The sequence below is a fragment of the Cryobacterium sp. M15 genome (assembly GCF_002929675.1).
GTDB classification, from domain to species: Bacteria; Actinomycetota; Actinomycetes; order Actinomycetales; family Microbacteriaceae; genus Cryobacterium; species Cryobacterium lyxosi.
Window position 1 is genome coordinate 34,109 of sequence record NZ_PJJW01000038.1, and the last position, 23,390, is coordinate 57,498.

Below are 23,390 nucleotides of genomic sequence, written 5' to 3' on the forward strand. Positions count from 1 at the left end.
TCTCTCACTAAGCTCCGATCTGTGCGGTGGTTATCCGGCGGCTGCGAAGAAAGTCAAAGTGAGGCCTCTCTGGTGCGCGCAATAACGAATACCCGCAATTGGCTCTTGGCCATGGTTGCTTCTACGGCGCTCGTTGTGGGCGCTCTCGCAGTGCCACTGGCCGCCGTCGCTGACAGTCGCCCCACGGATGCCACTACTCCCGTGACAGTATCGGCCGACTCGCTCCCCACCGCGCAGATCAATGGGGTCGTCTGGGCACAACTCATTGTGGGCGACACCGTTTACGTCGGGGGGGAATTCACCCGCTCGCGACCCGCCGGCTCAGCCGACGGCGTGAACGAGGTCGTGCGCAACAACCTGTTGGCCTACAACCTCACCACCGGCGTTCTTGTGGCCTCCTTCAATCCCGATGTCAACGGCGCTGTCCGCGCCCTGACCGTCTCTAATGACGGGTCGCGGCTGTTCGCCGGAGGCTATTTCACGAACATCGGCGGCGTCAACCGGTATCGCGTTGCCGCTTTCGACGTACAGAGTGGCGCTCTTATTCCCGACTGGGCGCCGGTTCTCAACGCGGGCGTCAAGGCACTCACCTTCGCGGGCGATAGCGTATACGTCGGCGGCACGTTCACGTCGGCTAGCGGTCAGTCTCGCGCCAGGATGGCAGCCTTCAACGGCTCCACCGGCGCTCTGCTGCCCTGGTCGGGCACGCCGGCCGGTGGCACCGTCAACGCCCTCGTCGCCTCACCCGACGGCAGCAAGGTCGTCATTGGCGGATCCTTCACGACCTATAACGATAGTTCCAACCCTGGATACGGCATGGCCGCAACGGATGCTACAACCGGCGCGTCACTGCCGTGGAAAGTCAACGGCCTGATTCGAAACGCCGGCAGCCAGGCGGCCATCCTCAGCCTGACCGGATCGGCCGAAGGGGTGTTCGGCACCGGCTACGTGTTCGGGGACGGCGGCAACCTCGAAGGAACATTCCGTGCCAGCTGGGAGGACGGCAGTCTGATTTGGGTCGAAGACTGCCATGGGGACACCTATTCTGCGGTGCCGGCTGGCGACAAAGTCTACACGACCGAGCATGCGCACTACTGCGGCAACATCGACGGCTTCGAACAAACTTCACCGTGGACCTACCATCGCACCCTTGCCTTCAGCATGGATGTCGGCGGCGTCATCACTGCCGACACACACGGCTACTACAACTTCGAGGGCACACCTCGACCCGATCTGCTGGCGTTTTATCCCGACATCAACACCGGTAGCTTCACCGGGCAAGGCCAGGGTCCGTGGCACGTGACGGCTGATACCCAGTATCTGCTCTACGGCGGAGAGTTCACGATGGTGAATAACAAACGTCAACAGGGCCTGGCCCGATTCGCCGTGCCGAGCATAGCCCCGAATAACGAAGGACCGCGTGTTGCCAACGCCTCGTTCGATCCATCGGCGTTCCTGCCGTCGGTCATGTCGTTCGCGAGCGGAACAGCGCGTCTGAGCTGGAAGTCGGCTTTCGATCGCGACAACGAGAGCCTCACCTATGAGGTGCTGCGCGACGGCGTCTCCGTCACCAGCGTTCAGGGGCTCTCCTCCGACTGGAACCGGCCGGCACTGTCCTTTACCGACACTGGACTCACCCCGGGTCAGAGCTACTCCTATCGAATTCGGGTCACCGACCCGTTCGGCAATACGCAAACGGGTGGTTCGGCCAGTGTCACCATCACATCCGACACCCTCAGCGACTATTCCGCGAGTGTTTTTGCAGACTCCCCCGAGTCGTATTGGCCACTGAATGAGGCATCCGGTGCCCCGGCTTTCGACTGGACCGGCGGCGCAGACCTGACCCGGAACGCCGGGGTCAGCCCCGGCGTTCCGGGAGCAATCGTGGACGCTGCCATCACGGCAAGCCGTTTCGACGGCACGGCGACCGGATTCGCCACGACCAACGACGCCCAGAGCTCCTCAAATTCGTTCAGTGTCGAGACCTGGGTGAAAACCGAGACCACACAGGGCGGCAAGATTATCGGGTTCGGCAACAGTGATAGCGGCCAAAGCACCGATTATGACCGGCATGTGTACATGGACACGGGCGGTCGTGTCTGGTTCGGTGTCCACCCCGGCGGAGTGCAGACGATAGCATCGTCCGCTTCGTACAACGATGGCCAGTGGCATCACATAGTGGCCAGTCTCGGCAGCTCCGGCATGTCGCTGTTGATCGACGGCAAGAAGGTCGCGCAGCGCGCCAGCATCACCTCGGGTCAGGACTACCAGGGCTTCTGGCGCGTAGGAGGAGACAACGTCACTGGCTGGCCCAGCCAGCCCACGAGCGCATTCATCGCCGCCGACATCGCCCAGGTCGCCGTCTACTCCGCCCCCCTCACGCAGAAGCAGATCGTGGCACACTTTGTCGCCTCCGGCCGGACGAGTCCCGTCCCTTCGGCTCCTACCGACGCCTACGGCGCGGCCGTCTACAGCGCTGAACCTGATCTGTATTGGCGTCTGGGTGAAGACACTGGAACGAAAGCGAACGACTCATCGGCCTCCGACCAGCCTGGAACCTATTCCGACCCGGTCACCCTGGGCGCTGCCGGACTGCTGAGCGGCACGAGCAACACGGCCGCGTCGTTTAGCGGCGGAATCGTCAGCAGTGACACCCTGATTGAGGCTCCCGGCATCTATGCGCTGGAGGCCTGGTTCAGCACGACGACAACGCAGGGTGGAAAGATCATCGGCTTCGGCAGCGCTTCGACTGGATTGTCGGACAGTTATGACCGGCACGTCTACCTGCAAGACGACGGTCGCCTGGTATTTGGCACCTGGACCGGGCAGGCCAACACCATCGTGACCGGGCTCTCCTATAACGATGGAGCCGCGCACCATGTGCTCGCGCAGCAGTCAGCTGATGGACTGGCGCTCTACGTTGATGGCGCTCTCATCGGCACGAATCCGCAAGCGGGCGCCCAGGCGTATTCCGGCTACTGGCGCATTGGCGGGGACAACACGTGGAACTCGTCGAGCCCGTGGTTCGTCGGCACGATCGACGATGTCGCCGTTTATCCGCGTCCACTCAGCGGCGACGTGATCTCGCAGCACTACTCACTGGGCTCCGCCACAAGCGTCCCGCAGAACGCAGCACCGACCGCTGCATTCACTGTCGCCACCGATCAGCTGGCGGTCTCAGCGGATGCTTCGCCATCGGCAGATTCCGATGGGACCGTCACCGGATTCGCCTGGTCGTGGGGTGACGATAGCGTCAGTGACGGCGTCACCGGGCAGCACACCTATGCCGAAGCCGGAACCTATTCGATCAGCTTGACCGTCACCGACAACGACGGCGCCACCGACACGACTACTCGATCCGTCACCGTCTCAGCGCCGATGCCGGTGCCAACGGGCATCGCGACGGATGCCTTCACTCGCGACGTCAGTTCAGGACTCGGCTCAGCCGATGTCGGAGGCGCGTGGACCACGACCGGCAGAGTCAGCAACTATGCGGTGACCGCTGGCGCCGCTCACATGAGCGTGGCCGCCGGAGGGACGGCGAACGGCTATCTGGTCGGCGTCTCGTCGGAGAGCACCGATGTCACGGTCACCACGTCACTGCAACAGGCGACGACGGGAGCCGGCACCTACGTTTCACTGATCGGCCGACGCGTTGGCACCGACGACTACCGGGCGCGGGTCAAAGTTCTCGCAACGGGCGCCGTGCAGCTGCAGCTCATGCGCGGCGGCACCACTCTGCAAGCGAGCACTATCGACGGGCTGAGCTACGCCACCAATGATCAGTTGCACGTGCGATTGCAGGTTTTCGGGACGGCACCGACGACGATTCGGGCCAAAGTGTGGGCAGCGGGCACCACGGAACCCACGACCTGGCCGCTGAGCCGCACAGACGCAACAGCCACCCTGCAGCAGGCCGGATCGATTGGGCTCGCCGCGTATACCAGCGGATCAGCCACGACACCCATGACGGTCTCCTTCGATGATCTCTCTGCGATCGCGGTGACGGAACCGTAACCGCAGCGTCGGCTGCCGAATCAGGCCGACAGCTTGAGCGAGTCGATGAGGTCGGTCGCGTGCTGGCTGGTGAGAATGACGCGGGCGAATTCTTCGTCGACGAGGTCAATCACCACGGCGGGGCGGTGACGTTTGATCGACACGAAATCCTTGCCGCCATGAAATTTCCAGGTTCCCGCGGCAAGGACGAGCGGAACGATCGAACCGAGGGCACGAATTCCGCGCAACCAGATCCAGGGATCTTCGGTGATGATCACCGAACGGATATTCTCCCGCTGCACCACGATCGACTCCCTTCGCAGTGCGAGGGTTCTTTCTGCGCGCGTCAGGTGGATCTCGAGCCGGTCAGAATGCACGCTCAGGGAAGCCATTGTTCCAGTCTGCCCGGTTAGGGCCGCAAATCTGTTGTTTGAATCTCACAAAGCAATAACGTCCCAGCGCAGGATCTCTCCAACGGCAGCGGATGTGCCCAGTCGGCCACGCTCATCCGCTCGCCCGGGTCAGCCCCGCGGTGTCGCGGCAGCGGCGGCCTTCGCCGCCGCGGGCAGTGCCTCGAAGATGCGTCCGATGGCGCTCTGGTCGTGCGCGTCGGAAACGAACCAGGCCTCGAACACACTCGGCGGCAGCGACACGCCACCATCGAGCATGGCGTGGAAGAACGGTGCGTAGCGAAAAGCCTCCTGGCGTTGCACGTCGGCGTAGGTGCGCGGGGCCGACCCCTGTGCCTCGTCGCCGAAGACGAAGCTGAACAGGTTGCCGGCTCGTTGCACCCGGTGGGCGACGCCCTCAGCGGTGAGCGAGGCGGAAACGGCCTCCGAGAGGATTATGGCGGTGGCGTTGAGACGGTCATACACGCCCGCGTCGAGCAGGTTGAGGGTTGCGATGCCCGCCGCGACGGCGACCGGGTTTCCCGACAGAGTGCCGGCCTGGTACACCGGGCCGGTCGGTGCGAGAAAGTCCATCACGTCGGCGCGGCCGCCGAGCGCGGCGACGGGCAGTCCGCCACCGATGATCTTGCCGAAGGTGAGCAGGTCGGGCGTGTAGAACTCTTCACCGGCCGACTCCAGGCTTCTGGTTTCCAGCCCCCAGAAACCCGCGCGGCTCACCCGAAAACCGGTAAGCACCTCGTCGAGGATGAGCAGGGCGCCGTTCGCGTGCGCGATCGAGGCTAAGGCCGCGTTGAAGCCGGCATCCGGGGCGACAACTCCCATGTTGGCGGCCGCGGCCTCGGTGATAATGGCGGCGATACGGCCAGGATGAGCCTCGAAGGCGGCCCGCACGGCCTCCAGATCGTTATAGGGCAGCACGAGGGTTTGCGCGGCGGTAGCCGCGGTAACGCCGGCCGAACCGGGCAAGGCGAGCGTGGCGAGCCCGGAGCCAGCCTGGGCGAGCAGGCCGTCGGAGTGGCCGTGGTAGTGCCCGGCGAACTTGATCAGCAGGTCACGATTGGTGAAGCCGCGGGCCAGGCGAATGGCAGTCATGGTCGCCTCTGTACCGGTCGACACGAGGCGCAGCTTTTCAACCGCGCCGACCCGTTCGGCGACGAGTTCGGCCAGTTCGGTCTCGGCGGGAGTCGAGGCGCCAAAGGACAGGCCGAGCGCGGCAGCATCCTGCACGGCCTTCACGACCTCGGGATGAGCGTGGCCCAGAATTGCCGGGCCCCAGGAATTGACGAGGTCGACATACTCTCGGCCGTCGGAGTCCGTGACATAGGCGCCAGCAGCCTTGACGAGAAACAGCGGAGTGCCGCCGACTGAGCCGAAGGCACGCACCGGCGAGTTGACGCCCCCGGGAATCACCCGGCGGGCACGGTCGAAGAGTTCGTCATTGTGGGTGGCGACGTTCTCCACCGAAGTTGACATCGTGCCGGTCATGCGCGCTCCTCCTTGAGCCAGGTGGCCAGTTCAACGGCCCAGTAGGTAAGTACGGCATCGGCGCCGGCCCGGCGGATGCTCAACACCGACTCTTCGACGGCACGGCGACGGTCAATCCAGCCCTGAGCGGCGGCGGCTTCGATCATGGCATATTCGCCGGATACTTGATATGCCCAAACGGGAATATCACTCATGGCGGCAACTTCGGCGAGCACGTCGAGGTAGCCGCCAGCCGGCTTGACCATGACGATGTCAGCGCCCTCGTCGATATCGAGCTGCGCTTCACGCACGCCCTCACGCCGGTTGGCCGGGTCGAGCTGGTAGGTGCGGCGGTCGCCGACCAGGGTTGAGGCGACGGCCTCACGGAACGGACCGTAGAACGCGGACGCGTACTTGGCCGAGTAGGCGAGCACGGCGGTGTCTTCGAAACCGTTGACGTCGAGGGTTTCGCGCACGGCAGCGACCTGGCCGTCCATCATGCCTGAAAGACCAAGCAGCGCAGAACCGGCCGTGGCTTGGGCGAGGGCCATATCGCGGTAGCGTTCGAGGGTGGCGTCATTGTCGACATGGCCATCGGCCGCGAGCACGCCGCAGTGGCCATGGTCGGTGAATTCGTCGAGGCACAGGTCGGTCTGCACGACGAGCGCGTCGCCGATCTCGTCGACGAGAGCGCGAGTGGCGACGTTGAGAATGCCCGCGGGATCGGTCGCTCCGGTTCCGATCGCATCACGCACCTCGGGTACCCCGAACAGCATGATGCCTCCGATGCCGGCCTCCGCCGCCTCCACGACGGCCCGGCGTGCACTGTCGATGCTGTGCTGCACAACGCCGGGCATCGACGTAATCGGGCGGGCATCATCGCCTTCGCGCACGAACATGGGGAGCACGAGCTCGGCCGGGTGGACACGAATTTCACTGGCCAGACGACGGAGCGCGCCGCTGGTGCGCAAGCGTCGTGGGCGAATAACGGGGTTGGTCACTCCTGTACCCTACGCCGCTCGGCTGTGCGTTTCGTTATCCGGTCGTGACCTGCATGATCAGAGCGCCGGTGCCGCTCCGGCCAGTGCTGTATCGACGAGCGCCTCGATGAGGGACTCGGCGCTGCGCTCGGAGGCGACCACGTCAACGCGCAGTCCGAGAGCCCGGGAGTCCTTGGCGGTCTGCGGGCCGATGCACGCCACCAGGGTGCGTTCGGGAATGTCTCCAAACTGTTCGCGCACCTGACGTGCAACGCTGCCGCTGGTCACGAGTACGGCGTGCACGAGACCGGCTTTGACGTCGGCGACAACCTGGTCGCTGACCGGAACCCCGATGGTGCGGTAGGCGACGACCGACTCCACATCGTGGCCAATGCGGCGCAGTCCCTCACTCAGCAATGGCTTGGCGATCTCACTGCGTAGTGTGAGTACGCGCAGCGGGATGACGCCAGCGGTCGCCGTCTCCCATTCCTCCAGCAGGCCGCGGGCTGAATTGTCTTCGGAGGGAATGATGTCTACGTGGTAGCCGGCCGCGACCAGCGCGGCAGCGGTGGTTTCACCGACCGCTGCGATGCGGGTTCCCGGCGCCACCACAGCGCGGTGCGACGACAAAACGTCGACGGTCGTCGCGCTCGTGATGGTCATCCAGTCGAAATCGCCGGCGGCGAGACGGGCCAGCGCCGCGTCGAGGGCCGGGGCGTCGTCGGTTGCGGCGAAGTTGATCATGGGGGCGACGATTGGATGCGCGCCCTTGGCGCGCAGGTTGGCTGCCACCTGGTCACCCCAGGGTCCGCCGCGCGGAACGAGAACTCGCCAGCCCGCGAGGGGCTTGGTCAGTCGATTGATCACGTGGTCACTCAGTCACTTTCAGGGGAGCGAACTCGGCCGCGCCACCGGCCAGAAGATCTATGGATACTCGTTCGGCCACGTCGAGCGCAGCTTGGGTGAGGTGGAGGGCAGAGTGGGAATCGGGCGTTGCCGCGTGCGAGCTGGTGATCCTGCGCGAGCCGTCCGGGCTGTACACGGTAGCGGTGAGAAACAGCAAGCCATCGTCGACGACCGCGGTCGCACCGATCGGTGCGGCGCAGCCGGCCTCGAGGCGGGCCAATACCGTGCGTTCGGCGGTGGTCGTCGCCTCGGTCGAGGAATGGTTCATGGTCGCCAGCGCCACGCCGAGCAGACGATCGGGTTTGCCATCGCGCACTTCGATCGCGAGCGCGCCCTGGGCGGGTGCGGTCGGCCAGCCGGACAGATCGAGAAATTCGGGCGCCAGGGAATCGAGCCGGCCGAGGCGTCCGAGGCCGGCAGCAGCCAGAACGACGGCGTCGAGGTCCCCTTCGGCGACGCGCCCGACTCGGGTGTCGATGTTGCCCCGAATGTCAACGATCGTGAGGTCGGGCCGACGCTCACGCAGCTGCGCGACCCGACGAGGCGAACCGGTGCCGACTCGGGCGCCCTCGGGCAGGGTGTCCAGAGTGAAGCCGGCTCGTGCCACCAGCACGTCCCGGGCATCCGCTCTCTTGGGCGTTGCACCGATGCGCAAGCCAGGGTGAGGCGCGGTAGGGAGGTCCTTGAAGGAGTGCACGATGACGTCGCACTCGTCGTTCAGCAGGGCTTCGCGCAGGGCGCTCGCGAAGACACCGGTACCGCCGAGGCTCGAGAGCGGCTCGGTCGAGGTGTCGCCGTGCGTGGTGACGCGCACAATTTCCACCTCGACGCCAGCCGAGGCCGCGATGCGGTTGACGATCGTCTGGGTCTGCGCGAGCGCAAGGGCGCTCGCGCGGGTACCCACGCGGATCACGGTCATGGCGCCATTCCCGCGACGGCCGGCTTGAAGCCCAGGCGCACGTTTTCGCAGCAGCCGGGGCGGCACACGTCGTACCAGGGGCCGAGCGTGGTCTTCGCCGGGCGATCTTCAACCGGGGTATCGTTCAGGCGTTCCTCGATCAGGTCGACGAGGCCGTTCACGAAATCGGGCGAGACCCCGGGGGTCGGCACCCGCACGGCGTGGATCCCGAACTTCTCGCTGGTCTCCATCGCCTCGTTGTCGAGGTCCCACATGACCTCCATGTGATCGCTCACGAAACCGAGCGGCACGATGATGACGGCACGGATGCCGCGGGCTGGCAGCAGGGCGATCGCATCGTTGATGTCAGGCTCGAGCCACGGCATGGTGGGTGGGCCGCTGCGGGACTGGTAGACGAGCTGCCACTGGGTCTTCAGCGGCGCCTCGGTAGCGTCCGGTTCCACGAGGGAATCCATGATGACCTGGGCGACGGCGCGGTGCTGCGCCTCATAGGCGCCACCCTCGCCGAAACCACGCTCTGCCGGGCCACTCTTGTTGGCATCCGTCATGGGGATCGAGTGGGTTGAGAACAGAATCTCGACCTCGGTGTCTATATCGATGCCGGGAATGGCTCGTTGAACGTCTTGCAGGCCCTTGGTCACACCGGTGATGAAGGGGGTGACGAAGCCGGGGTGGTCGAAGAACTGGCGAATCTTGTCGATGTGCACCGTGTCGTTCAGGCCGGTGGCGGTCAGCGCCGCAGCGAAGTCCTCACGGTACTGGCGGCATCCGCTATAGGAACTGTAGGCGCTTGTCGCGATCGCGAGCAGACGATTCTGGCCGGCGTCATGAGCGTCCGAAATTGTATCTTTCAGGTACGGTGCCCAGTTGCGGTTGCCCCAGATCACGGGCAGGTCGATGCCGCGACGGGTGAGTTCGACCTGAAGCGCAGCTTTCAGTACGCGGTTCTGGTCGTTGATCGGGCTGACGCCGCCGAAGTGGCGATAGTGGGTCGCGACCTCTTCGAGGCGTTCCTCGGGGATTCCGCGGCCTCCGGTCACGTTGCGCAGAAACGGAATCACGTCGTCCTGGCCCTCTGGTCCGCCGAAACCGGCCAACAGAACGGCGTCGTACTGTGCCATTACTGCAGCACCTCGACGACCTCGGCGGTCGAGATACGGCGTCCGGTGTAGAACGGGATCTCCTCGCGCACGTGGCGGCGCGCTTCGGTTTCACGCAGGCCCCGCATCAGGTCGACCAACTCGGTGAGTTCGTCACTCTCGATCGGCAGCAGCCACTCGTAGTCGCCGAGGGCGAAGGCCGAGACGGTGTTGGCGAGGGCTCCGCGGAAGGCGGCACCCTTGCGGCCGTGGTCGGCAAGCATCTTGCTGCGCTCGTCGTCGGGCAGCAAGTACCACTCAAAGCTGCGCACGAAGGGGTAAATCGTGAGCCAGGCCTTGGGGTCGACGCCGCGGAGGAATCCGGGCACGTGGCTCTTGTTGAACTCGGCGTCGCGGTGCACGCCCATGGCATTCCAAGTGGGCAGCAGGCTTTTGAGCAGGCGACTGCGGCGCAATTCACGGTTGGCCCATTGCAGGGTCTCGGCCTCGTCGGCGTGGGTCCAGATCATGACATCGGCGTCAGCCTTCAGGCCGGAGACATCGTAGAAACCGCGCACGGTGACGCCCTCGGCTTCGATCAAGACCACTACGTCGTCGAGCTCATTGACCGCGTGCGGAACATCGCGGCCATCGAGGTCATCTGGGTTGTGCGGATCTTTTCGCAGAACGGTAAAGAGAGTGAAACCTTGCGGCGAGGCAGCGGGTACCTCGGGATCGGTGGGAGTGGTGGGCTGAACGCTGGGTACTGCCTCTCCGGCAGCCGGGTGAGTCATGGCTCTAGTGTGCTCTTTATTGCGCCCGGCACCAAAATGAACCCTGTGGTTCCTGTGAACCGACCCGGCTCGGTTTGATCGGAACTAGCGGTTCTTAACCACCGCGGAAGCACCGAACCAGACGATAACGCCGACAACCGTCGCCGCACCCAGCGCAATTCCCACGAGGGCGGACGGGCTATCCTCGCCGAGCTGGCGCAGGGCATGGGTCAGGCGACGGCGATTGATGCGCAACTGCTTGGGCACATTGAACTTGTACTCGATAGCATCGAGGGTCGAAGCGAGCTCGGCGCGCGCGTGCCGCGCTTCGGCCCGCAGATCACCGATGCCGCGCTTGTCGCCGCCAGCCCCGGTGAGCTCGAGGTTATTTGTGGTCATATTCGCCAACTCCCTTGAACGCATCAACGTCGTGACGGATGCTCGCGTGCACACCCTCCGGATCGGGTTTCGTAGCCGCCTTCACCCGGTTGACTCCGATGAGCAGAAGGATGACGGCGATGAGCACCAGCGCGACCGCCACGATGAGTGTGGCGAGCCACAGCGGCAGCACCAGGGCCAGGGCGATCACGGCCAGGGCGACGAATACCCCGAGGGCAAAAAAGAGGATAGCAGCGGCCACGATGAAGAGGGCCGCACCGACCCCGAAGTTCTTGGCCTTGGCGGCGAACTCGGCCTTGAAGGCGTCCAGTTCGGCTTTGACGAGGGCGCTGATCTGACCGGGCAGCTCCCCGATCAGTGCGAGCAATGGGCGCTTGCTCTTCGGGTTGAATCCACTGCTAGTCACGGATTGCCTTCCCTGTGCTCGGGTATCGGTGTTTCAGATGTCTGAATTCTACGAGCTGTTGTGTGCTTACTGCGCCGTGAAATCATCGCCCGCCGCGGGGGTCGGCTTGGGCTTGGGCTGCGCTGCACTAGTGCGGCTCGTGGTGGTGCTGGCCTTCGCGGCCGGCGTCGCGGCGGCGGTATCCGTTTTGGTGGCGGCCTGCCTCTTCTTCGCCGCAGCCTGCGAGACAGCTTTTTTACCGACCTTGTACAGGTTGGCGGGAATGTCGCCGACCAGTTCGAGGGCGGCATCGCGCACCTGCGTCACCCGGCGCTGCACGGGCTTGGCGTTCCAGAGATCATTGGCAGCGGCGGCGATCTGGTCATAGCGTTTACGGCCAGCGCGTGCACCGAGCACATAGCCGACGAGTCCGCCCGTGATGAACAGAAGCTTTCCGCGCATTGAGTCTCCACTTTCGTAAGGTTCCCCCAGAGTAACCCGGTTCGCCGTTTCGGTATCAGGCGCTCCGGCATGTCCCCGTGCGATCGTACCAATACAGGAAGTGCACAGTTTGGGTTAGAGGTCGGGAGCGGTGATGGTGAGGCCGAGGGCGGCGTGCCGAATACGGTCGCCGGCCTGGAGTGCATGCGGGATGACGGAGGCAAGGCCGGTTCCGGCCAACCAGGCTCCGGTGATCTCCAGCCCGGGGGTTGCGGCGACGGCCTCGCGCACCCGCCGCGTGCGTTCGGGCGCACCGAGAGTGGCAGGCGACAGCGCGTCGCGCCACTCGGTGCGGGCAAAGGCTCGCACGCAGCCGGCCGGCAGAGGAACGCCGAGCAGCGCAGATGCGTCGTGCAGCGCAAGGGCCTGAAGTTCATCGTCGGTCAGGTCGTCGGTCGGGTTAGGCGCTCCTGCCCGCCCGTAAGAGAGGCGCACGACATGGCGGCCGGGGCCGGCGGCTTCGGCGACCCAGGCCCATTTCGCTGTGACGTGGGTGAGTGCCTTCGCGGTGACGTCGGGAGCATCAATCGACACGAGCACCCCGGTGCCGCGCGGGTTCACATCGAGTGCGGGTGCGTCGAGCACGAGCGAGGTGAGGGTGACGGCGGTCGGGGCCGGCCAGTCGAGTTCGGCGAGCGCGTCGAACTGGGTGCCGAGCGAATTGACCAGTCGTAGGGCCTGCGCCCCCTGGGTCGCGACGATGACATACCGGGCGGTGAAGGTGTCGGTCGCGGACTCAGCCTGTGCAGCGTCTCGGCGGGCGGGGTCGGCATCCGCTCGCCGGGTGACGGTGACGGCCCAGGTGGGCTCGTTGTCGGTGCCGGAACGAGCCAGGCTCCGGGCCGTGGTGCCGGTGACAATGGTCACGTTGTGGTGTTCGAGGGCGGCAACGATGGCGGCGGGCAGGCTGGCCATGCCGCCGAGCAGTCCGCCCACGTTGGAACCGGCGGGTGCGCCGGATCGCAGGGCCGAGACCGCACCGGAGAGCGAGCCGGCCGTGGTGAGGGCTCGGTTGAGTCCGGGGGCGACAACGTCGATTTCGAGGTCGACGGCGCTCGTCGTGTAGACGCCGGAGGCGACGGGTTCGACGAGGCGGTCCAGCACACGCTGACCCATGCGCTTCTTCACGAGGTCGCCGAGGCTGTGCTCTCGGCCGATCGTGAGGACGGGCATGAGCCGGTCGAGGTAGGCGCGCAGCGCCCCCTTCCAGCCGATGACGCGGCGCACGTCGTCGGCGAGCGGGGAGCCGGGAATTCCGAGCACGCCGGCCTTGGGCAGCGGAACGCTGACCGAGGCATCCGCTTTGCTGTGGGACTGCACTGGGGAACCCGGTTTGAGAGCGGGAAGGTGCAACCAGGCGCCGGCGACGTTCGGAGCGACGACCTGGTCGGTGAGGCCGAGGTCCTCGATGAATGAGGCCACGGTGCCGCCGCGCACGGCGAAGCTTTCGGCTCCGCTGTCGAGGCTGAGTCCGTCGAGAACGTGGCCGGCTACCGGGCCGCCGACAGCGTCGGTGGCCTCAATGATGGTGACACTCAGCCCCACCTGCGCGCATTCGCGGGCGGCGACCAGGCCGGCCACTCCGGCGCCAATCACGAGTACGTCGATCGGTGTGGTCATGTTGCTGCTCCTACTCGGCCGCGCTCACGTCGTGCACGAGGCTGACCAGCCGGGTCAACACATCGGGGTTGGTGTCGGGCGGAACGCCGTGGCCAAGGTTGAGTACGTGCGACGGCGCGGTGCGTCCACGTTCGAGCACGTCGCGCACGTGCGCTTCGAGCACCGGCCACGGCGCCGCGAGCAGCGCGGGGTCGACGTTGCCTTGCAGCGGGACTGCACCGCCCAGCCGGCGGTTGGCCTCGTCGAGCGGCACCCGGTAGTCCACGCCCACGACGTCGGCGCCGATGTTGTGCATTTCTTTGAGCAGTTCGCCGGTTCCCACGCCGAAGTGCACGATGGGCACGTTACGGTCGGTCAGTTCTTCTCCTTGGCCCGGCACGGTGTAGGTCAGGTCGCGCACGTGGGCGATCGCCGCGATCGACGCCGGGGCAACGGATGCCGCATAGTCGACTAATGAGAGAGCTCCGGCCCACGAGTCGAACAGTTGGGCAGCACTCGCCCCGGCGAGCACCTGGGCGCGCAGGAATCGGCCGGTGACGTCGGCGGTCCAGGCCATGAGCTTGGCCCAAGCTTCCGGTTCGGCATGCATGAGGGTACGGGCGTGGATGTGATCCTTCGACGGACCGCCCTCGACCAGGTATGCGGCGAGCGTAAAAGGAGCACCGGCGAAGCCGATCAGCGGGGTCGATCCCAGCTGGGAAACCGCCAGCCCCACGGCCGCGCTGATCGGTGCGAGGGCCGTATCGAGCAGGGCGGGATCGAGGGCGGTGAGTTCATCGACATCCGCTGGCGTGCGCACGGCCTTGCCGAGAACGGGGCCCTTACCGGCCACGATCGACACGTCGACCCCGACGAGCTTTAACGGCACGACGATGTCGCTGAAGAAGATTCCGGCATCGACCTGGTGCCGACGCACCGGCTGCAGCGAGATTTCGCTCGCTAATTCGGGGTCGAGACACACGTCGAGCATGCGCGTTCCGACGCGTAACTCGCGGTATTCGGGTAGCGATCGGCCGGCCTGACGCATGAACCACACCGGCGTCACGGCGGGCCGGGTGCCCTGATAGGCCTGGATCAGGCGGGAGTCGGCGGTGAGGCCGGAGGAGAGTGGATGCTGCGCGTCGAGGATCATCTCGATCATTCTCTCAAACATCTCTGGCGTCGCGCGCCGGAAGCGTACAGCATTGAGTCGTAGAATTGCGTAGTGCTAATTCTTTTGTCCGCAAGTCATAAAAACTCCACCTTCGATGTGTTGGAGAAGTTGTCTGTGGGCGGGGGCTCTTCGGCTACCCGCATGGTGGCACAGCACGGACCGCTCAGCGGTGCCGTCGTCGTTGCGACCTGCAACCGATTCGAGGCCTACCTTGACCTCAATGAGCCCTACGGCGTGTCGCCTCTTCCCGCCGTCTACGCCGCCATTGAGGCCGTGAGCGCCAGCAGCGGTCTCGACGCAGACCTCCTGCGCGACAATCTCACCCTCGTGCACGGCAACGGCGTCGCCGAACACCTGTTCGCCGTGACGAGCGGCCTCGAATCCGTCGTCGTCGGTGAGGTCGAAATTGCCGGCCAGGTGCGCCGCGCACTCGAGCAGGCTCGCTCCAACGGCACCACGAGCCCCGAGCTCGAGCGCCTCTTTCAGCGGGCTTCCCAGACATCGCGCGGTGTGAAGAACCGCACCGGAATCGGCTCGGCCGGTCGCTCGATCGTGCGCCTTGCCCTCGAACTGGCCGAAAGCCGGGTCAGTGACTGGTCGACCGCCCGCGTGCTTTTGGTCGGCACTGGCCGTTATGCCGGGGCCTCCCTCGCCGCCCTGCGTGACCGCGGAGCCGAGAACGTGCGGGTCTACTCGCCCTCCGGTCGCGCCGTCGGATTCGCAACGTCACACGGTATCGAAGCTGTTCCCACCGAGGATTTCGCCGCCGAGGTCGCCCGCGCCGACGTGGTCGTCACCTGCACCCTGCGCGATGACCACGTCATCGATGCAGCCCTGATCACCCGCGGGCGCACCGAAATTGGTATAAACCCGTTCGAGATTTCCGGCGCTACCGCCGATGCCCCGGCCCGCCTGTGCCCGGCCGATGCCGGCCCCGCAGCGCCACCACAGCTCATCATCGACCTGGGCCTGCCCCGCAACGTGGCACCCGATGTCACCCTGGTACCCGGTGTCGAACTGCTCGACCTCGAGACGATCAGCATCCATGCGCCGCTCGAAGAGCTCAATGCCACATCCGATGCCCGCGAGATCGTGGGCAAGGCCGCCCGCAAGTTCTCCGACGTCGCCGAAGAGCAAAGCCTCACCCCGGCCGTCGTCGCTCTGCGCAGCTATGTGTTTGAGCTGCGCGACGCCGAGATCGCCCGGGCTCGCAGCCGCGGCGACTCGAGCGAAGCCACCGAGGCAGCCCTGCGTCACCTGGCCGGTGTACTGCTGCACGCCCCCATGGTCCGTGCCCGCGAACTGGCCCGCGCCGGCGAGCAGGATGCCTACCTCACCGGGCTGGACGCCCTGTTCGGTATCGATGTGACGCTGCCCGCTGCTGGCGCGGCGGATGCCGCCGGCACCGGTGCGATCGCCTCTTAGCCCAGCTCGATCAGGGTGACGCCGGCGGGTGCACCGGAAGTCGACATAGCGGCAAGGGCGGCGGGCGCTTCGGCCAGGGTGATGCGGCGGCTGATCAGGTCTTGCGGGCGCAGTCGACCGCTCAGCACCAGGTCGAGCAGGGCCGGATAGTCGTGAGCGGGCATGCCGTGGCTGCCGAGTACGGTCAGTTCCCGCGCGATCACCGTGCCCAGCGGCACCCGCGGGTCGTCGGCCAGCAAGCCGATCTGCACGTGTCGCCCACGGGTAGCCAGCGAGCGAATGCCGATGGCCACCGTGTTCTCCCGGCCGAGCGCCTCGAGACTCACCTGGGCGCCGTCGGTTGTCAGGGCCCGAATGTGTCCGACCACCTCGTCGTCGCCGAGCCCGGCTGAGTTGACCACGTGCGCCGCCCCGACGCGGGTCGCCGCATCGAGCGCGTCCGCGCTGATATCGACGGCGATGACCGTGGCGCCGAGCGCCCGCCCGATCATCACCGCGCTGAGGCCTACTCCACCGCAGCCGACGACCACGAGCGTTTCGCCTGCCTGAAGGCCGGCCTGGTGTACGAGCCCGCGATACGAGGTCGCGAAACGACAGCCGAGTAGCGCCGCGGCGCCCGCGTCGAGGGCGTCGCCGATGGCGATGAGGTTCACGTCGGCGTTGTGCAACGCCACCCGTTCGGCGTAGGAGCCCCAGTGGGTGAAGCCGGGCTGGGTCTGGTTGCGGCAGACCTGTCCGTTGCCGGCGTCACATTCCGCACAGTCGCCACAGGCGCAGACAAACGGCACGGTCACCCGCTGGCCCACCCGAAACCGGCGAACCAGCGGCCCGACCGCATCAATCACGCCGACCAATTCGTGACCGGGAACGTGTGGCAGGGCGATGTCGGTGTCATGGCCCTGCCAACCGTGCCAGTCGCTGCGGCAGAGACCGGTGGCCTCCACCCGCACGATCACACCGGCCGCGCTGAGCTGCGGCTCGGGCACCTCGCGCAGCACCGGAAGAACACCGAACTCTTCGAAATAGACCGCTTTCATGGTCACAGTCTGCACGACGAGCGCCCGGGCAGGCGTTTTTCTGCCGTTAGGCCCCGCGCAAGCGCACCGCGAGGTAGGCCTCGAGGTCGACGAGCGGCACACGCTCCTGCGCCATCGTGTCGCGGTCGCGCACGGTGACAGCCTGATCGTCGAGGGAGTCGAAGTCGACTGTGATGCAGAACGGGGTACCGATTTCGTCCTGGCGGCGGTAACGACGGCCGATGGCTCCGGCGTCGTCGAAGTCGACGTTCCACAGCTGGCGCAGGGTCGCAGCAAGCTCGCGCGCCATCGGGGACAACTTCTCGTTGCGCGAGAGGGGCAGGATCGCGGCCTTCACCGGTGACAGGCGCGGGTCGAGCTTGAGCACGGTGCGCTTGTCGACACCGCCCTTGGCGTTCGGAACTTCTTCTTCGACGTAGGCGTCGACCAAGAAGGCCATGAGTGAACGGGTCAGGCCGGCGGCGGGCTCGATCACCCAGGGCGTCCAGCGCTCGTTCTTGGTCTGGTCGAAGTACGTCAGGTCTTTACCGGATGCCTTGGCGTGCGTTGACAGGTCGAAGTCACCACGGTTCGCCACACCCTCGAGCTCACCGAACTCGGTGCCGGTGAAGCCGAAGCGGTATTCGATGTCGACGGTGCGCTTGGAATAGTGCGAGAGCTTTTCGGCCGGGTGCTCGAACAGGCGCAGGTTCTCGGGGTTGATGCCGAGGTCGGTGTACCACTTCATGCGGGTGTCGATCCAGTACTGGTGCCAGGTCTCATCGGTGCCGGGTTCGACGAAGAATTCCATCTCCATCTGCTCGAACTCGCGCGTGCGAAAGATGAAATTGCCCGGTGTGATCTCGTTGCGAAAACTCTTGCCGATCTGGCCGATACCGAACGGCGGCTTCGAGCGCGACGCCTGCAGCACGTTGGCGAAGTTGACGAAGATGCCCTGGGCGGTTTCAGGGCGCAGGTAATGCATGCCGGCCTCGTCATCGACCGGGCCGAGGTAGGTCTTGAGCAGGCCGGAGAAGGCGCGCGGCTCGGTCCAGATGTGGCGGTTACCACAGTTGGGGCACGCGATGTCATCGAGCCCGTTCTCGGGCGGGCGGCCCTTCTTCTCCTCATACTGCTCTTCGAGGTGGTCGGCGCGAAAACGCTTGTGGCAGCTCGTGCACTCGATCAGCGGGTCGCTGAAGACCTCGACGTGACCAGATGCCTCCCAGACCTGGCGCGGCAGAATCACGGACGAGTCAAGGCCCACGACGTCGTCGCGGCTCGTGACCATGGAACGCCACCACTGCTTCTTGATGTTCTCTTTGAGCTCGACGCCGAGGGGGCCGTAGTCCCAGGCGGAGCGGGAGCCGCCGTAGATCTCACCGGCCTGAAAGACGAAGCCGCGATGACGGGCGAGGGCGATGACGGAATCAAGATGAGTGGGCGTCGCCACGGTGGCTCCAATGGTCGAGGGCGCAAAATTTGGGCGAGTGCCCAATTGTCTATTTTACGTGCTCGATCCATGCCCAGTTCCCGCTCGGGGTTTGAGCCATTCTCGCGTCGCGGTAACGTACAGAAGCAGGTTCATAGCATCTGCCTTGGCTCAAGGAGGAGAAATGGGCGCAGCGTCCACCATGTCAGAAGGCACGACCCAAGAACCGACCGCTCTGAAACGGATTCCGCACGACCTCGCGGTCGCCCTGGATCCCCAGGAGCTCGACGCCCACGATCGCCAGTGGACACCCCTCAAAATTATCATCTGGTCTGCTATTTCGCTGCTCGGTGGCCTCAGCTGGGTCATGCTCGCCGTGGTGCGCGGCGAGACCGTCAACGCCATCTGGTTCGTCTTCGCTGCGATTTGCACCTACCTCATCGGCTACCGCTTCTACTCAAAGTTCATCGAGAAGCACATCGTTCGCCCCGACGACCGCCGGGCCACGCCGGCCGAGTACAAGGCAGACGGCAAGGACTTTGCCGCCACCGATCGCCGCGTCTTGTTCGGCCACCACTTCGCCGCCATTGCCGGCGCCGGGCCACTGGTCGGCCCCGTACTGGCCGCCCAGCTGGGCTACCTGCCCGGCACCATTTGGATCATCGTCGGTGTCGTACTCGCCGGCGCCGTGCAGGACTACCTCATTCTGCACTTCTCCATGCGACGTGGGGGCCGCTCGCTCGGCCAGATGGCCCGCGACGAACTCGGCGTGATCGGTGGCACCGCCGCCCTCATCGCGACCCTCGTGATCATGGTCATCATCGTGGCCATCCTGGCCCTTGTCGTCACGAACGCCCTCGCCGAAAGCCCGTGGGGCGTCTTCTCGGTCGGAATGACCATCCCGATCGCGCTGTTCATGGGCTGCTACCTGCGCTTCTTCCGCCCGGGCAAGATCACCGAGATCTCCATCATCGGCTTCGTGCTGCTCATCGCCGCCATCGTCGGCGGCGGCATGGTCAACGGCACCGAATGGGGCCAGACCTACCTGCTGCTCGACAAGGTCACCATCGCCTGGGGCATCATCATCTACGGCTTCATCGCCGCAATCCTGCCCGTGTGGCTACTGCTGGCACCGCGCGACTACCTGTCGACCTTCATGAAGATCGGCACGATCGGCATGCTCGCCGTGGCGATCGTCATCATCCGTCCCGAGATCAACGTGCCGGCGGTCAGCGGCTTCGCCACCACCGGCACCGGCCCCGTCGTCGCCGGAACGCTGTTTCCGTTCCTGTTCGTCACGATCGCCTGCGGCGCCCTCAGCGGCTTCCACGCCCTCATCGCCTCGGGCACCACGCCCAAGCTCATTCAGAAGGAACGCCAGACCCGGTTCATCGGCTACGGCGGCATGCTCATGGAGTCGCTCGTGGCCATCATGGCCCTCGTCGCCGCGCTGTCGATCGATCGTGGCATCTACTTCGCCATGAACGCCTCCCCCGCCCTCACCGGCGGCACCGTGCAGGGCGCTGTCGCGTTCGTGAACGGCCTCGGCCTCACCGGCGTCAACCTCACCCCGAGCATGTTGACCGACATGGCCACCAACGTCGGCGAAGAGTCGATCGTTTCCCGCACCGGCGGCGCACCCACGCTGGCCGTCGGGCTCTCGCACATCATGCAGCAGCTCATTGGCGGTACATCGATGATGAGTTTCTGGTATCACTTCGCCATCATGTTCGAGGCGCTGTTCATCCTCACCGCAGTGGATGCCGGTACCCGCGTCGCCCGCTTCATGCTGCAGGACAGCCTCGGCAACTTCTTCCCGAAGTTCAAGAACACCTCCTGGCGCCCCGGCGCCTGGGCTGCCACGGCTATCATGGTCGCGGCCTGGGGAGCCGTGCTGCTGATGGGAGTGACCGATCCGCTCGGGGGCATCAACACGCTGTTTCCGCTGTTCGGCATCGCCAACCAGCTGCTCGCGGCCATCGCCCTGGCCGTGTGTATGGCCATTGTCGCCAAACGTGGTTTGTTCAAATACCTCTGGGTGGTGGCGCTGCCGCTGGGTTTCGCATCCGTGGTCACCATTTCGGCTTCGTTCCTGAAGATCTTCTCGACCACGCCCGGCATCGGCTACTTCGCCCAGAACCGTGCGTTCGCCAACGCACTGGCCGCCGGCGAAACGAGCTTCGGCACCGCGCCGAACGTGCTGGCGATGGAGGCGGTCGTGCGCAACACGATGGTGCAGGGTGTGTTGTCGATCATTTTCGTCGTGCTCTCGATCATCGTTATCCTGACCGCGATCCAGGCCACCGTGCGCGCGTACCGCCAGCGCTCGAACGCCACGAGCGAGGATGACGCCGTGCAGTCGCAGACCTATGCCCCGGCCGGGTTCATCATGACCCCGCCCGAAAAGGTGCTGCAGGCGCAGTGGGATGCCCTGCCGGCCGAGAAAAAAATTAAGGTCACGGGCCACTAATGACCCTGTGGGCGGGCGTCCGCGCGGGCGCCCGCGGCGTGACCTGGTACCTCAAAGGCCTTCTCGGCGAGGATGCCTACGAGAAGTACGTGGCGCACCACGCCGCCTCCTGCGAAACGGATGCTGCCGGCCTCGACCGCGCGCCGCATCCGCTACTCACCGAGCGCGAATTCTGGCGGGACCAGACCGACCGCCAGGATAAGAACCCGCAGGGGCGCTGCTGCTAGCTCCGTCACGGGCAGCTCGTCTGGGGCGATGACGAACGCGGCGGGGCGGGACGGTTGAGCGCGCTCCGCTCTCACCTCGACCGCCTGCCGCCGTGGGGCCTGGTGCTGGTGATCTGGGCGGTGTCTCGAGTGCTCGTGGCCACCCTGCTCGGCGCTCTGGCCCCCCTCGCGCTGTACCGCCTGCTGGTATCTCGGGTGGGTGTTCACTCGGCGCTGTGGGCGGCCGCCCTGTTCTGTTTTGGGCCGTCGTCGTTCATTTTGCAGGCGGCCTGTGAAGCGGGTCTCTCAGACCCCGTAGATGAGTGCGCGTTGCTCCGCGTAGCGTGCGCGTACGTCGATGGCCCAGTCTCTCGTGGTCGAGGGCTCGAGTTCAGTGGCGATCTCGCGTTTCCACAGCGGGAAGTCACCGTCGAGCGCCCAGGCTGCCTGCCGGGCAGCCCCGAGGGCCACGTATTCGCCGGGGGCTGGCAGCACGACCGGCACACCGAAAACATCCGCGACAATTTTCTGCACGGCGGGCGATTGCGAGCCACCACCGATCAGAATGACCTGCCGCACGGGCACGCCCTGGCCGCGCAACGAGTCGAGCGCGTCAGCGAGGCTGCAGACCAGACCCAGAACGGATGCCTGGGCCAGGTTTTCGGGGCGCATATTGGCTCGGCGCATTCCGGTGAGCGAACCGGTGGCATCCGGCAGATTCGGGGTGCGTTCGCCATCGAGGTAGGGCAGCAGGAGCAGGCCGTCGGCGTCGATCGGGGCGGCGAGGGCGAGCGCGCCGAACCGCTCGATGTCGACGCCGAGCAGGCCGGCCGTCGCCACGAGGGTGCGGGCACCGTTGATGGTCGCGAGCAGGGGAAGCTGGCCGCCGGCAGCGTCGGCGAACCCGGCGACCGAGCCGGAGGGATCCACTATGCGGGCGGCAGTGCTGGCGAATACGGTGCCGCTCGTACCGATTGATACAACAACGTCGCCCTCCTCGGCGCCAAGGCCGAGGGCTGCGGCTGCGTTGTCGCCGGCGCCGGCCGACACGATGACGCCGCTTTGAGTCAGTCCAGCTCGCTCCGACGGCCCGAGCACGCGCGGTACCCGGGTGGCACGGCCGAGGGCGGCCTCAAGCAGATCGAGACGGTACTCATTGCTCTGCACCGAGAAATACCCGGTGCCGGAGGCGTCGCTGCGGTCGGTCGTGGCTTCGGCGGGCCGCCCGAGAATGTTCCAGGTGAGCCAGTCGTGCGGCAACATCACCTGCTCGACGCGCGCGGCGAGTTCGGGCCGGTGCTCGTGCAGCCAGGCCAGCTTCGTAATGGTGAACGAGGCGACCGGCACGACGCCGACCTCCTCGGCCCACATCGAGGCGCCATACTTTTCGGTGAGCGCTGCAGCCTGCGGGGCGCTGCGCACATCATTCCAGAGCAGGGCGTCATGAACGGGCGTGTCTTCGCGGTCGAGGGCGACCATGCCGTGCTGCTGCGCGCTCACGCCGAGGGCGAGCACATTGCCTGCACCCTCAGCGGCTGCGCCACCGCCGGCTTGCTCGAAAGCCTCCCACCAGCGTTCGGGGTTGATGCTCGTGCCATCGGGGTGGGGTGCGCTGCGCAGCTGTAACAGCTCTCCGGTGTCGGCGTCGACACTGACTACCTTGCAACTTTGGGTCGAGGAATCTACTCCGACAACCACGCGACGATTCAGTGCCAACGTATCTCCTTTGAAACTTAGGTGTGATCAGCCTAATCGCCAGCAGCATCCTCGACCCCCGAGGTCGGCTATCCGTGCAGCTCCGTACAGCTAGCGCCCGCGCGGCTCACCGAACAGACGCTGCCCGCAGTAGCGCCGCCTAAACCGGACAGGCGAAAATCGCTGCTGTCGTGATCATGCGGGTTGCTGGTCATCATGATTCGACCGGGCCTTTCTGTAAGTGGTCGTGCACGGTGGCGGAAAAAAGTTGCCAGTGGGCCGCTTGGTCGGAGAGCTCTTGCTGTCCGTCGTCGGTGAGCGAGAAGTATTTGCGGCCCGGTCCCCCGGCGCCCGGTCGCCATTCGCCGGCGATCCAGCCGGCCGCCTCGAAGCGGGTGAGCAGCGGATAGAGCGTGCCACCCTTGATGGCACCCAAGCCCGCCGCCTCGAGCGCCGACGCGATCGCGTAGCCGTACGTCGGGCCCGGCGCGAGCGTGCGCAGCACGCACAGGCTCAGGGCTGCGCGCATCCAATCGGCTGGCCAGGGTTTGGGTTGCATGA

At 65.8% G+C, this 23,390-nt stretch carries 20 protein-coding genes; 4 read left to right on the forward strand and 16 right to left on the reverse strand.

The annotated features are described in order from the left end of the window. The first annotated feature begins 111 nt into the window (after nucleotides 1–111). The gene (locus tag CXY83_RS09890; RefSeq protein ID WP_104197195.1) at nucleotides 112–4,017 is read left to right on the forward strand and encodes a LamG-like jellyroll fold domain-containing protein; all 3,906 of its coding nucleotides are present in this window, start codon (nucleotides 112–114) and stop codon (nucleotides 4,015–4,017) included. A 20-nt stretch (nucleotides 4,018–4,037) separates the two neighbouring features. Here the strand turns inward: CXY83_RS09890 and CXY83_RS09895 are convergent, their stop codons facing one another. From CXY83_RS09895 to hemE, 12 genes are all read right to left on the reverse strand, one after another. Beyond that, entirely contained in the window at nucleotides 4,038–4,388 is a 351-nt protein-coding gene (locus tag CXY83_RS09895; RefSeq protein ID WP_104197196.1) for a hypothetical protein, read from the reverse strand. A gap of 129 nt (nucleotides 4,389–4,517) precedes the next feature. Beyond that, a complete protein-coding gene (gene hemL / locus CXY83_RS09900) occupies nucleotides 4,518–5,891 on the reverse strand; it encodes a glutamate-1-semialdehyde 2,1-aminomutase (RefSeq protein WP_233200770.1) in 1,374 nt (457 codons plus the stop codon). Beyond that, the gene (gene hemB / locus CXY83_RS09905; RefSeq protein WP_104197197.1) at nucleotides 5,888–6,871 is read right to left on the reverse strand and encodes a porphobilinogen synthase; all 984 of its coding nucleotides are present in this window, start codon (nucleotides 6,869–6,871) and stop codon (nucleotides 5,888–5,890) included. The genes hemL and hemB overlap by 4 nt, the downstream gene beginning before the upstream one ends. 57 nt (nucleotides 6,872–6,928) lie before the next feature. Then, nucleotides 6,929–7,717, reverse strand: coding sequence for a uroporphyrinogen-III synthase (locus CXY83_RS09910; protein ID WP_104197198.1), 789 nt, complete (start codon nucleotides 7,715–7,717; stop codon nucleotides 6,929–6,931). A 4-nt stretch (nucleotides 7,718–7,721) separates the two neighbouring features. Beyond that, entirely contained in the window at nucleotides 7,722–8,675 is a 954-nt protein-coding gene (gene hemC / locus CXY83_RS09915) for a hydroxymethylbilane synthase (protein WP_104197199.1), read from the reverse strand. Then, complete coding sequence (locus CXY83_RS09920; RefSeq protein ID WP_104197200.1) at nucleotides 8,672–9,796, reverse strand: ferrochelatase; 1,125 nt, start codon at nucleotides 9,794–9,796, stop codon at nucleotides 8,672–8,674. The genes hemC and CXY83_RS09920 overlap by 4 nt, the downstream gene beginning before the upstream one ends. Beyond that, complete coding sequence (gene hemQ, locus CXY83_RS09925; protein WP_104197201.1) at nucleotides 9,796–10,548, reverse strand: hydrogen peroxide-dependent heme synthase; 753 nt, start codon at nucleotides 10,546–10,548, stop codon at nucleotides 9,796–9,798. Before hemQ ends, CXY83_RS09920 begins: the two co-directional genes overlap by 1 nt. Before the next feature lie 84 nt (nucleotides 10,549–10,632). After that, nucleotides 10,633–10,926: a DUF3618 domain-containing protein gene (locus CXY83_RS09930; RefSeq protein WP_233200773.1), complete on the reverse strand. Its 294-nt coding sequence runs from the start codon at nucleotides 10,924–10,926 to the stop codon at nucleotides 10,633–10,635. Next, entirely contained in the window at nucleotides 10,913–11,332 is a 420-nt protein-coding gene (locus CXY83_RS09935) for a phage holin family protein (RefSeq protein WP_104197202.1), read from the reverse strand. Before CXY83_RS09935 ends, CXY83_RS09930 begins: the two co-directional genes overlap by 14 nt. A 66-nt stretch (nucleotides 11,333–11,398) precedes the next feature. Continuing rightward, complete coding sequence (locus CXY83_RS09940) at nucleotides 11,399–11,773, reverse strand: hypothetical protein (protein WP_104197203.1); 375 nt, start codon at nucleotides 11,771–11,773, stop codon at nucleotides 11,399–11,401. 114 nt (nucleotides 11,774–11,887) lie between these two features. Next, nucleotides 11,888–13,432, reverse strand: coding sequence for an NAD(P)/FAD-dependent oxidoreductase (locus tag CXY83_RS09945; RefSeq protein ID WP_104197204.1), 1,545 nt, complete (start codon nucleotides 13,430–13,432; stop codon nucleotides 11,888–11,890). Between the two features lie 10 nt (nucleotides 13,433–13,442). Beyond that, nucleotides 13,443–14,564, reverse strand: a complete 1,122-nt coding sequence (hemE, locus tag CXY83_RS09950) for a uroporphyrinogen decarboxylase (RefSeq protein ID WP_104197452.1) — start codon at nucleotides 14,562–14,564, stop codon at nucleotides 13,443–13,445. Between the two features lie 72 nt (nucleotides 14,565–14,636). Between hemE and CXY83_RS09955 the strand changes: the two genes are divergently transcribed. Beyond that, nucleotides 14,637–16,010, forward strand: a complete 1,374-nt coding sequence (locus CXY83_RS09955) for a glutamyl-tRNA reductase (protein ID WP_104197205.1) — start codon at nucleotides 14,637–14,639, stop codon at nucleotides 16,008–16,010. Here CXY83_RS09955 and CXY83_RS09960 read toward each other — a convergent pair. Next, the gene (locus CXY83_RS09960) at nucleotides 16,007–17,047 is read right to left on the reverse strand and encodes an alcohol dehydrogenase catalytic domain-containing protein (RefSeq protein ID WP_104197453.1); all 1,041 of its coding nucleotides are present in this window, start codon (nucleotides 17,045–17,047) and stop codon (nucleotides 16,007–16,009) included. The two genes, CXY83_RS09955 and CXY83_RS09960, sit on opposite strands and share 4 nt — an antisense overlap. Before the next feature lie 46 nt (nucleotides 17,048–17,093). Beyond that, nucleotides 17,094–18,479: a glycine--tRNA ligase gene (locus tag CXY83_RS09965; RefSeq protein ID WP_104197206.1), complete on the reverse strand. Its 1,386-nt coding sequence runs from the start codon at nucleotides 18,477–18,479 to the stop codon at nucleotides 17,094–17,096. Between the two features lie 163 nt (nucleotides 18,480–18,642). Here CXY83_RS09965 and CXY83_RS09970 point away from each other — a divergent pair, with 163 nt between their 5' ends. Then, nucleotides 18,643–20,928, forward strand: a complete 2,286-nt coding sequence (locus CXY83_RS09970) for a carbon starvation CstA family protein (RefSeq protein WP_233200775.1) — start codon at nucleotides 18,643–18,645, stop codon at nucleotides 20,926–20,928. Continuing rightward, complete coding sequence (locus CXY83_RS09975) at nucleotides 20,928–21,155, forward strand: YbdD/YjiX family protein (protein ID WP_104197207.1); 228 nt, start codon at nucleotides 20,928–20,930, stop codon at nucleotides 21,153–21,155. Before CXY83_RS09970 ends, CXY83_RS09975 begins: the two co-directional genes overlap by 1 nt. Before the next feature lie 285 nt (nucleotides 21,156–21,440). On the opposite strand, the gene xylB is transcribed toward CXY83_RS09975, so the two are convergent. Beyond that, nucleotides 21,441–22,844: a xylulokinase gene (gene xylB / locus CXY83_RS09980; protein WP_104197455.1), complete on the reverse strand. Its 1,404-nt coding sequence runs from the start codon at nucleotides 22,842–22,844 to the stop codon at nucleotides 21,441–21,443. Between the two features lie 199 nt (nucleotides 22,845–23,043). Then, nucleotides 23,044–23,388, reverse strand: a complete 345-nt coding sequence (locus CXY83_RS09985) for a PadR family transcriptional regulator (RefSeq protein ID WP_104197208.1) — start codon at nucleotides 23,386–23,388, stop codon at nucleotides 23,044–23,046. Nucleotides 23,389–23,390 lie beyond the last annotated feature (2 nt).

Bases quoted from the DNA above. Each gene is read 5' to 3' on its own strand.
- hemC (WP_104197199.1), bottom strand. From the start codon at position 8,675: ATGACCGTGATCCGCGTGGGTACCCGCGCGAGCGCCCTTGCGCTCGCG.
- CXY83_RS09890 (WP_104197195.1), top strand. From the start codon at position 112: ATGGTTGCTTCTACGGCGCTCGTTGTGGGCGCTCTCGCAGTGCCACTG.
- hemQ (WP_104197201.1), bottom strand. From the start codon at position 10,548: ATGACTCACCCGGCTGCCGGAGAGGCAGTACCCAGCGTTCAGCCCACC.
- CXY83_RS09945 (WP_104197204.1), bottom strand. From the start codon at position 13,432: ATGACCACACCGATCGACGTACTCGTGATTGGCGCCGGAGTGGCCGGC.
- CXY83_RS09970 (WP_233200775.1), top strand. From the start codon at position 18,643: ATGGGCGCAGCGTCCACCATGTCAGAAGGCACGACCCAAGAACCGACC.
- hemE (WP_104197452.1), bottom strand. From the start codon at position 14,564: ATGATCCTCGACGCGCAGCATCCACTCTCCTCCGGCCTCACCGCCGAC.
- CXY83_RS09985 (WP_104197208.1), bottom strand. From the start codon at position 23,388: ATGCAACCCAAACCCTGGCCAGCCGATTGGATGCGCGCAGCCCTGAGC.
- CXY83_RS09895 (WP_104197196.1), bottom strand. From the start codon at position 4,388: ATGGCTTCCCTGAGCGTGCATTCTGACCGGCTCGAGATCCACCTGACG.
- hemL (WP_233200770.1), bottom strand. From the start codon at position 5,891: ATGACCGGCACGATGTCAACTTCGGTGGAGAACGTCGCCACCCACAAT.
- CXY83_RS09975 (WP_104197207.1), top strand. From the start codon at position 20,928: ATGACCCTGTGGGCGGGCGTCCGCGCGGGCGCCCGCGGCGTGACCTGG.
- CXY83_RS09940 (WP_104197203.1), bottom strand. From the start codon at position 11,773: ATGCGCGGAAAGCTTCTGTTCATCACGGGCGGACTCGTCGGCTATGTG.
- CXY83_RS09920 (WP_104197200.1), bottom strand. From the start codon at position 9,796: ATGGCACAGTACGACGCCGTTCTGTTGGCCGGTTTCGGCGGACCAGAG.
- CXY83_RS09930 (WP_233200773.1), bottom strand. From the start codon at position 10,926: ATGACCACAAATAACCTCGAGCTCACCGGGGCTGGCGGCGACAAGCGC.
- CXY83_RS09960 (WP_104197453.1), bottom strand. From the start codon at position 17,047: ATGAAAGCGGTCTATTTCGAAGAGTTCGGTGTTCTTCCGGTGCTGCGC.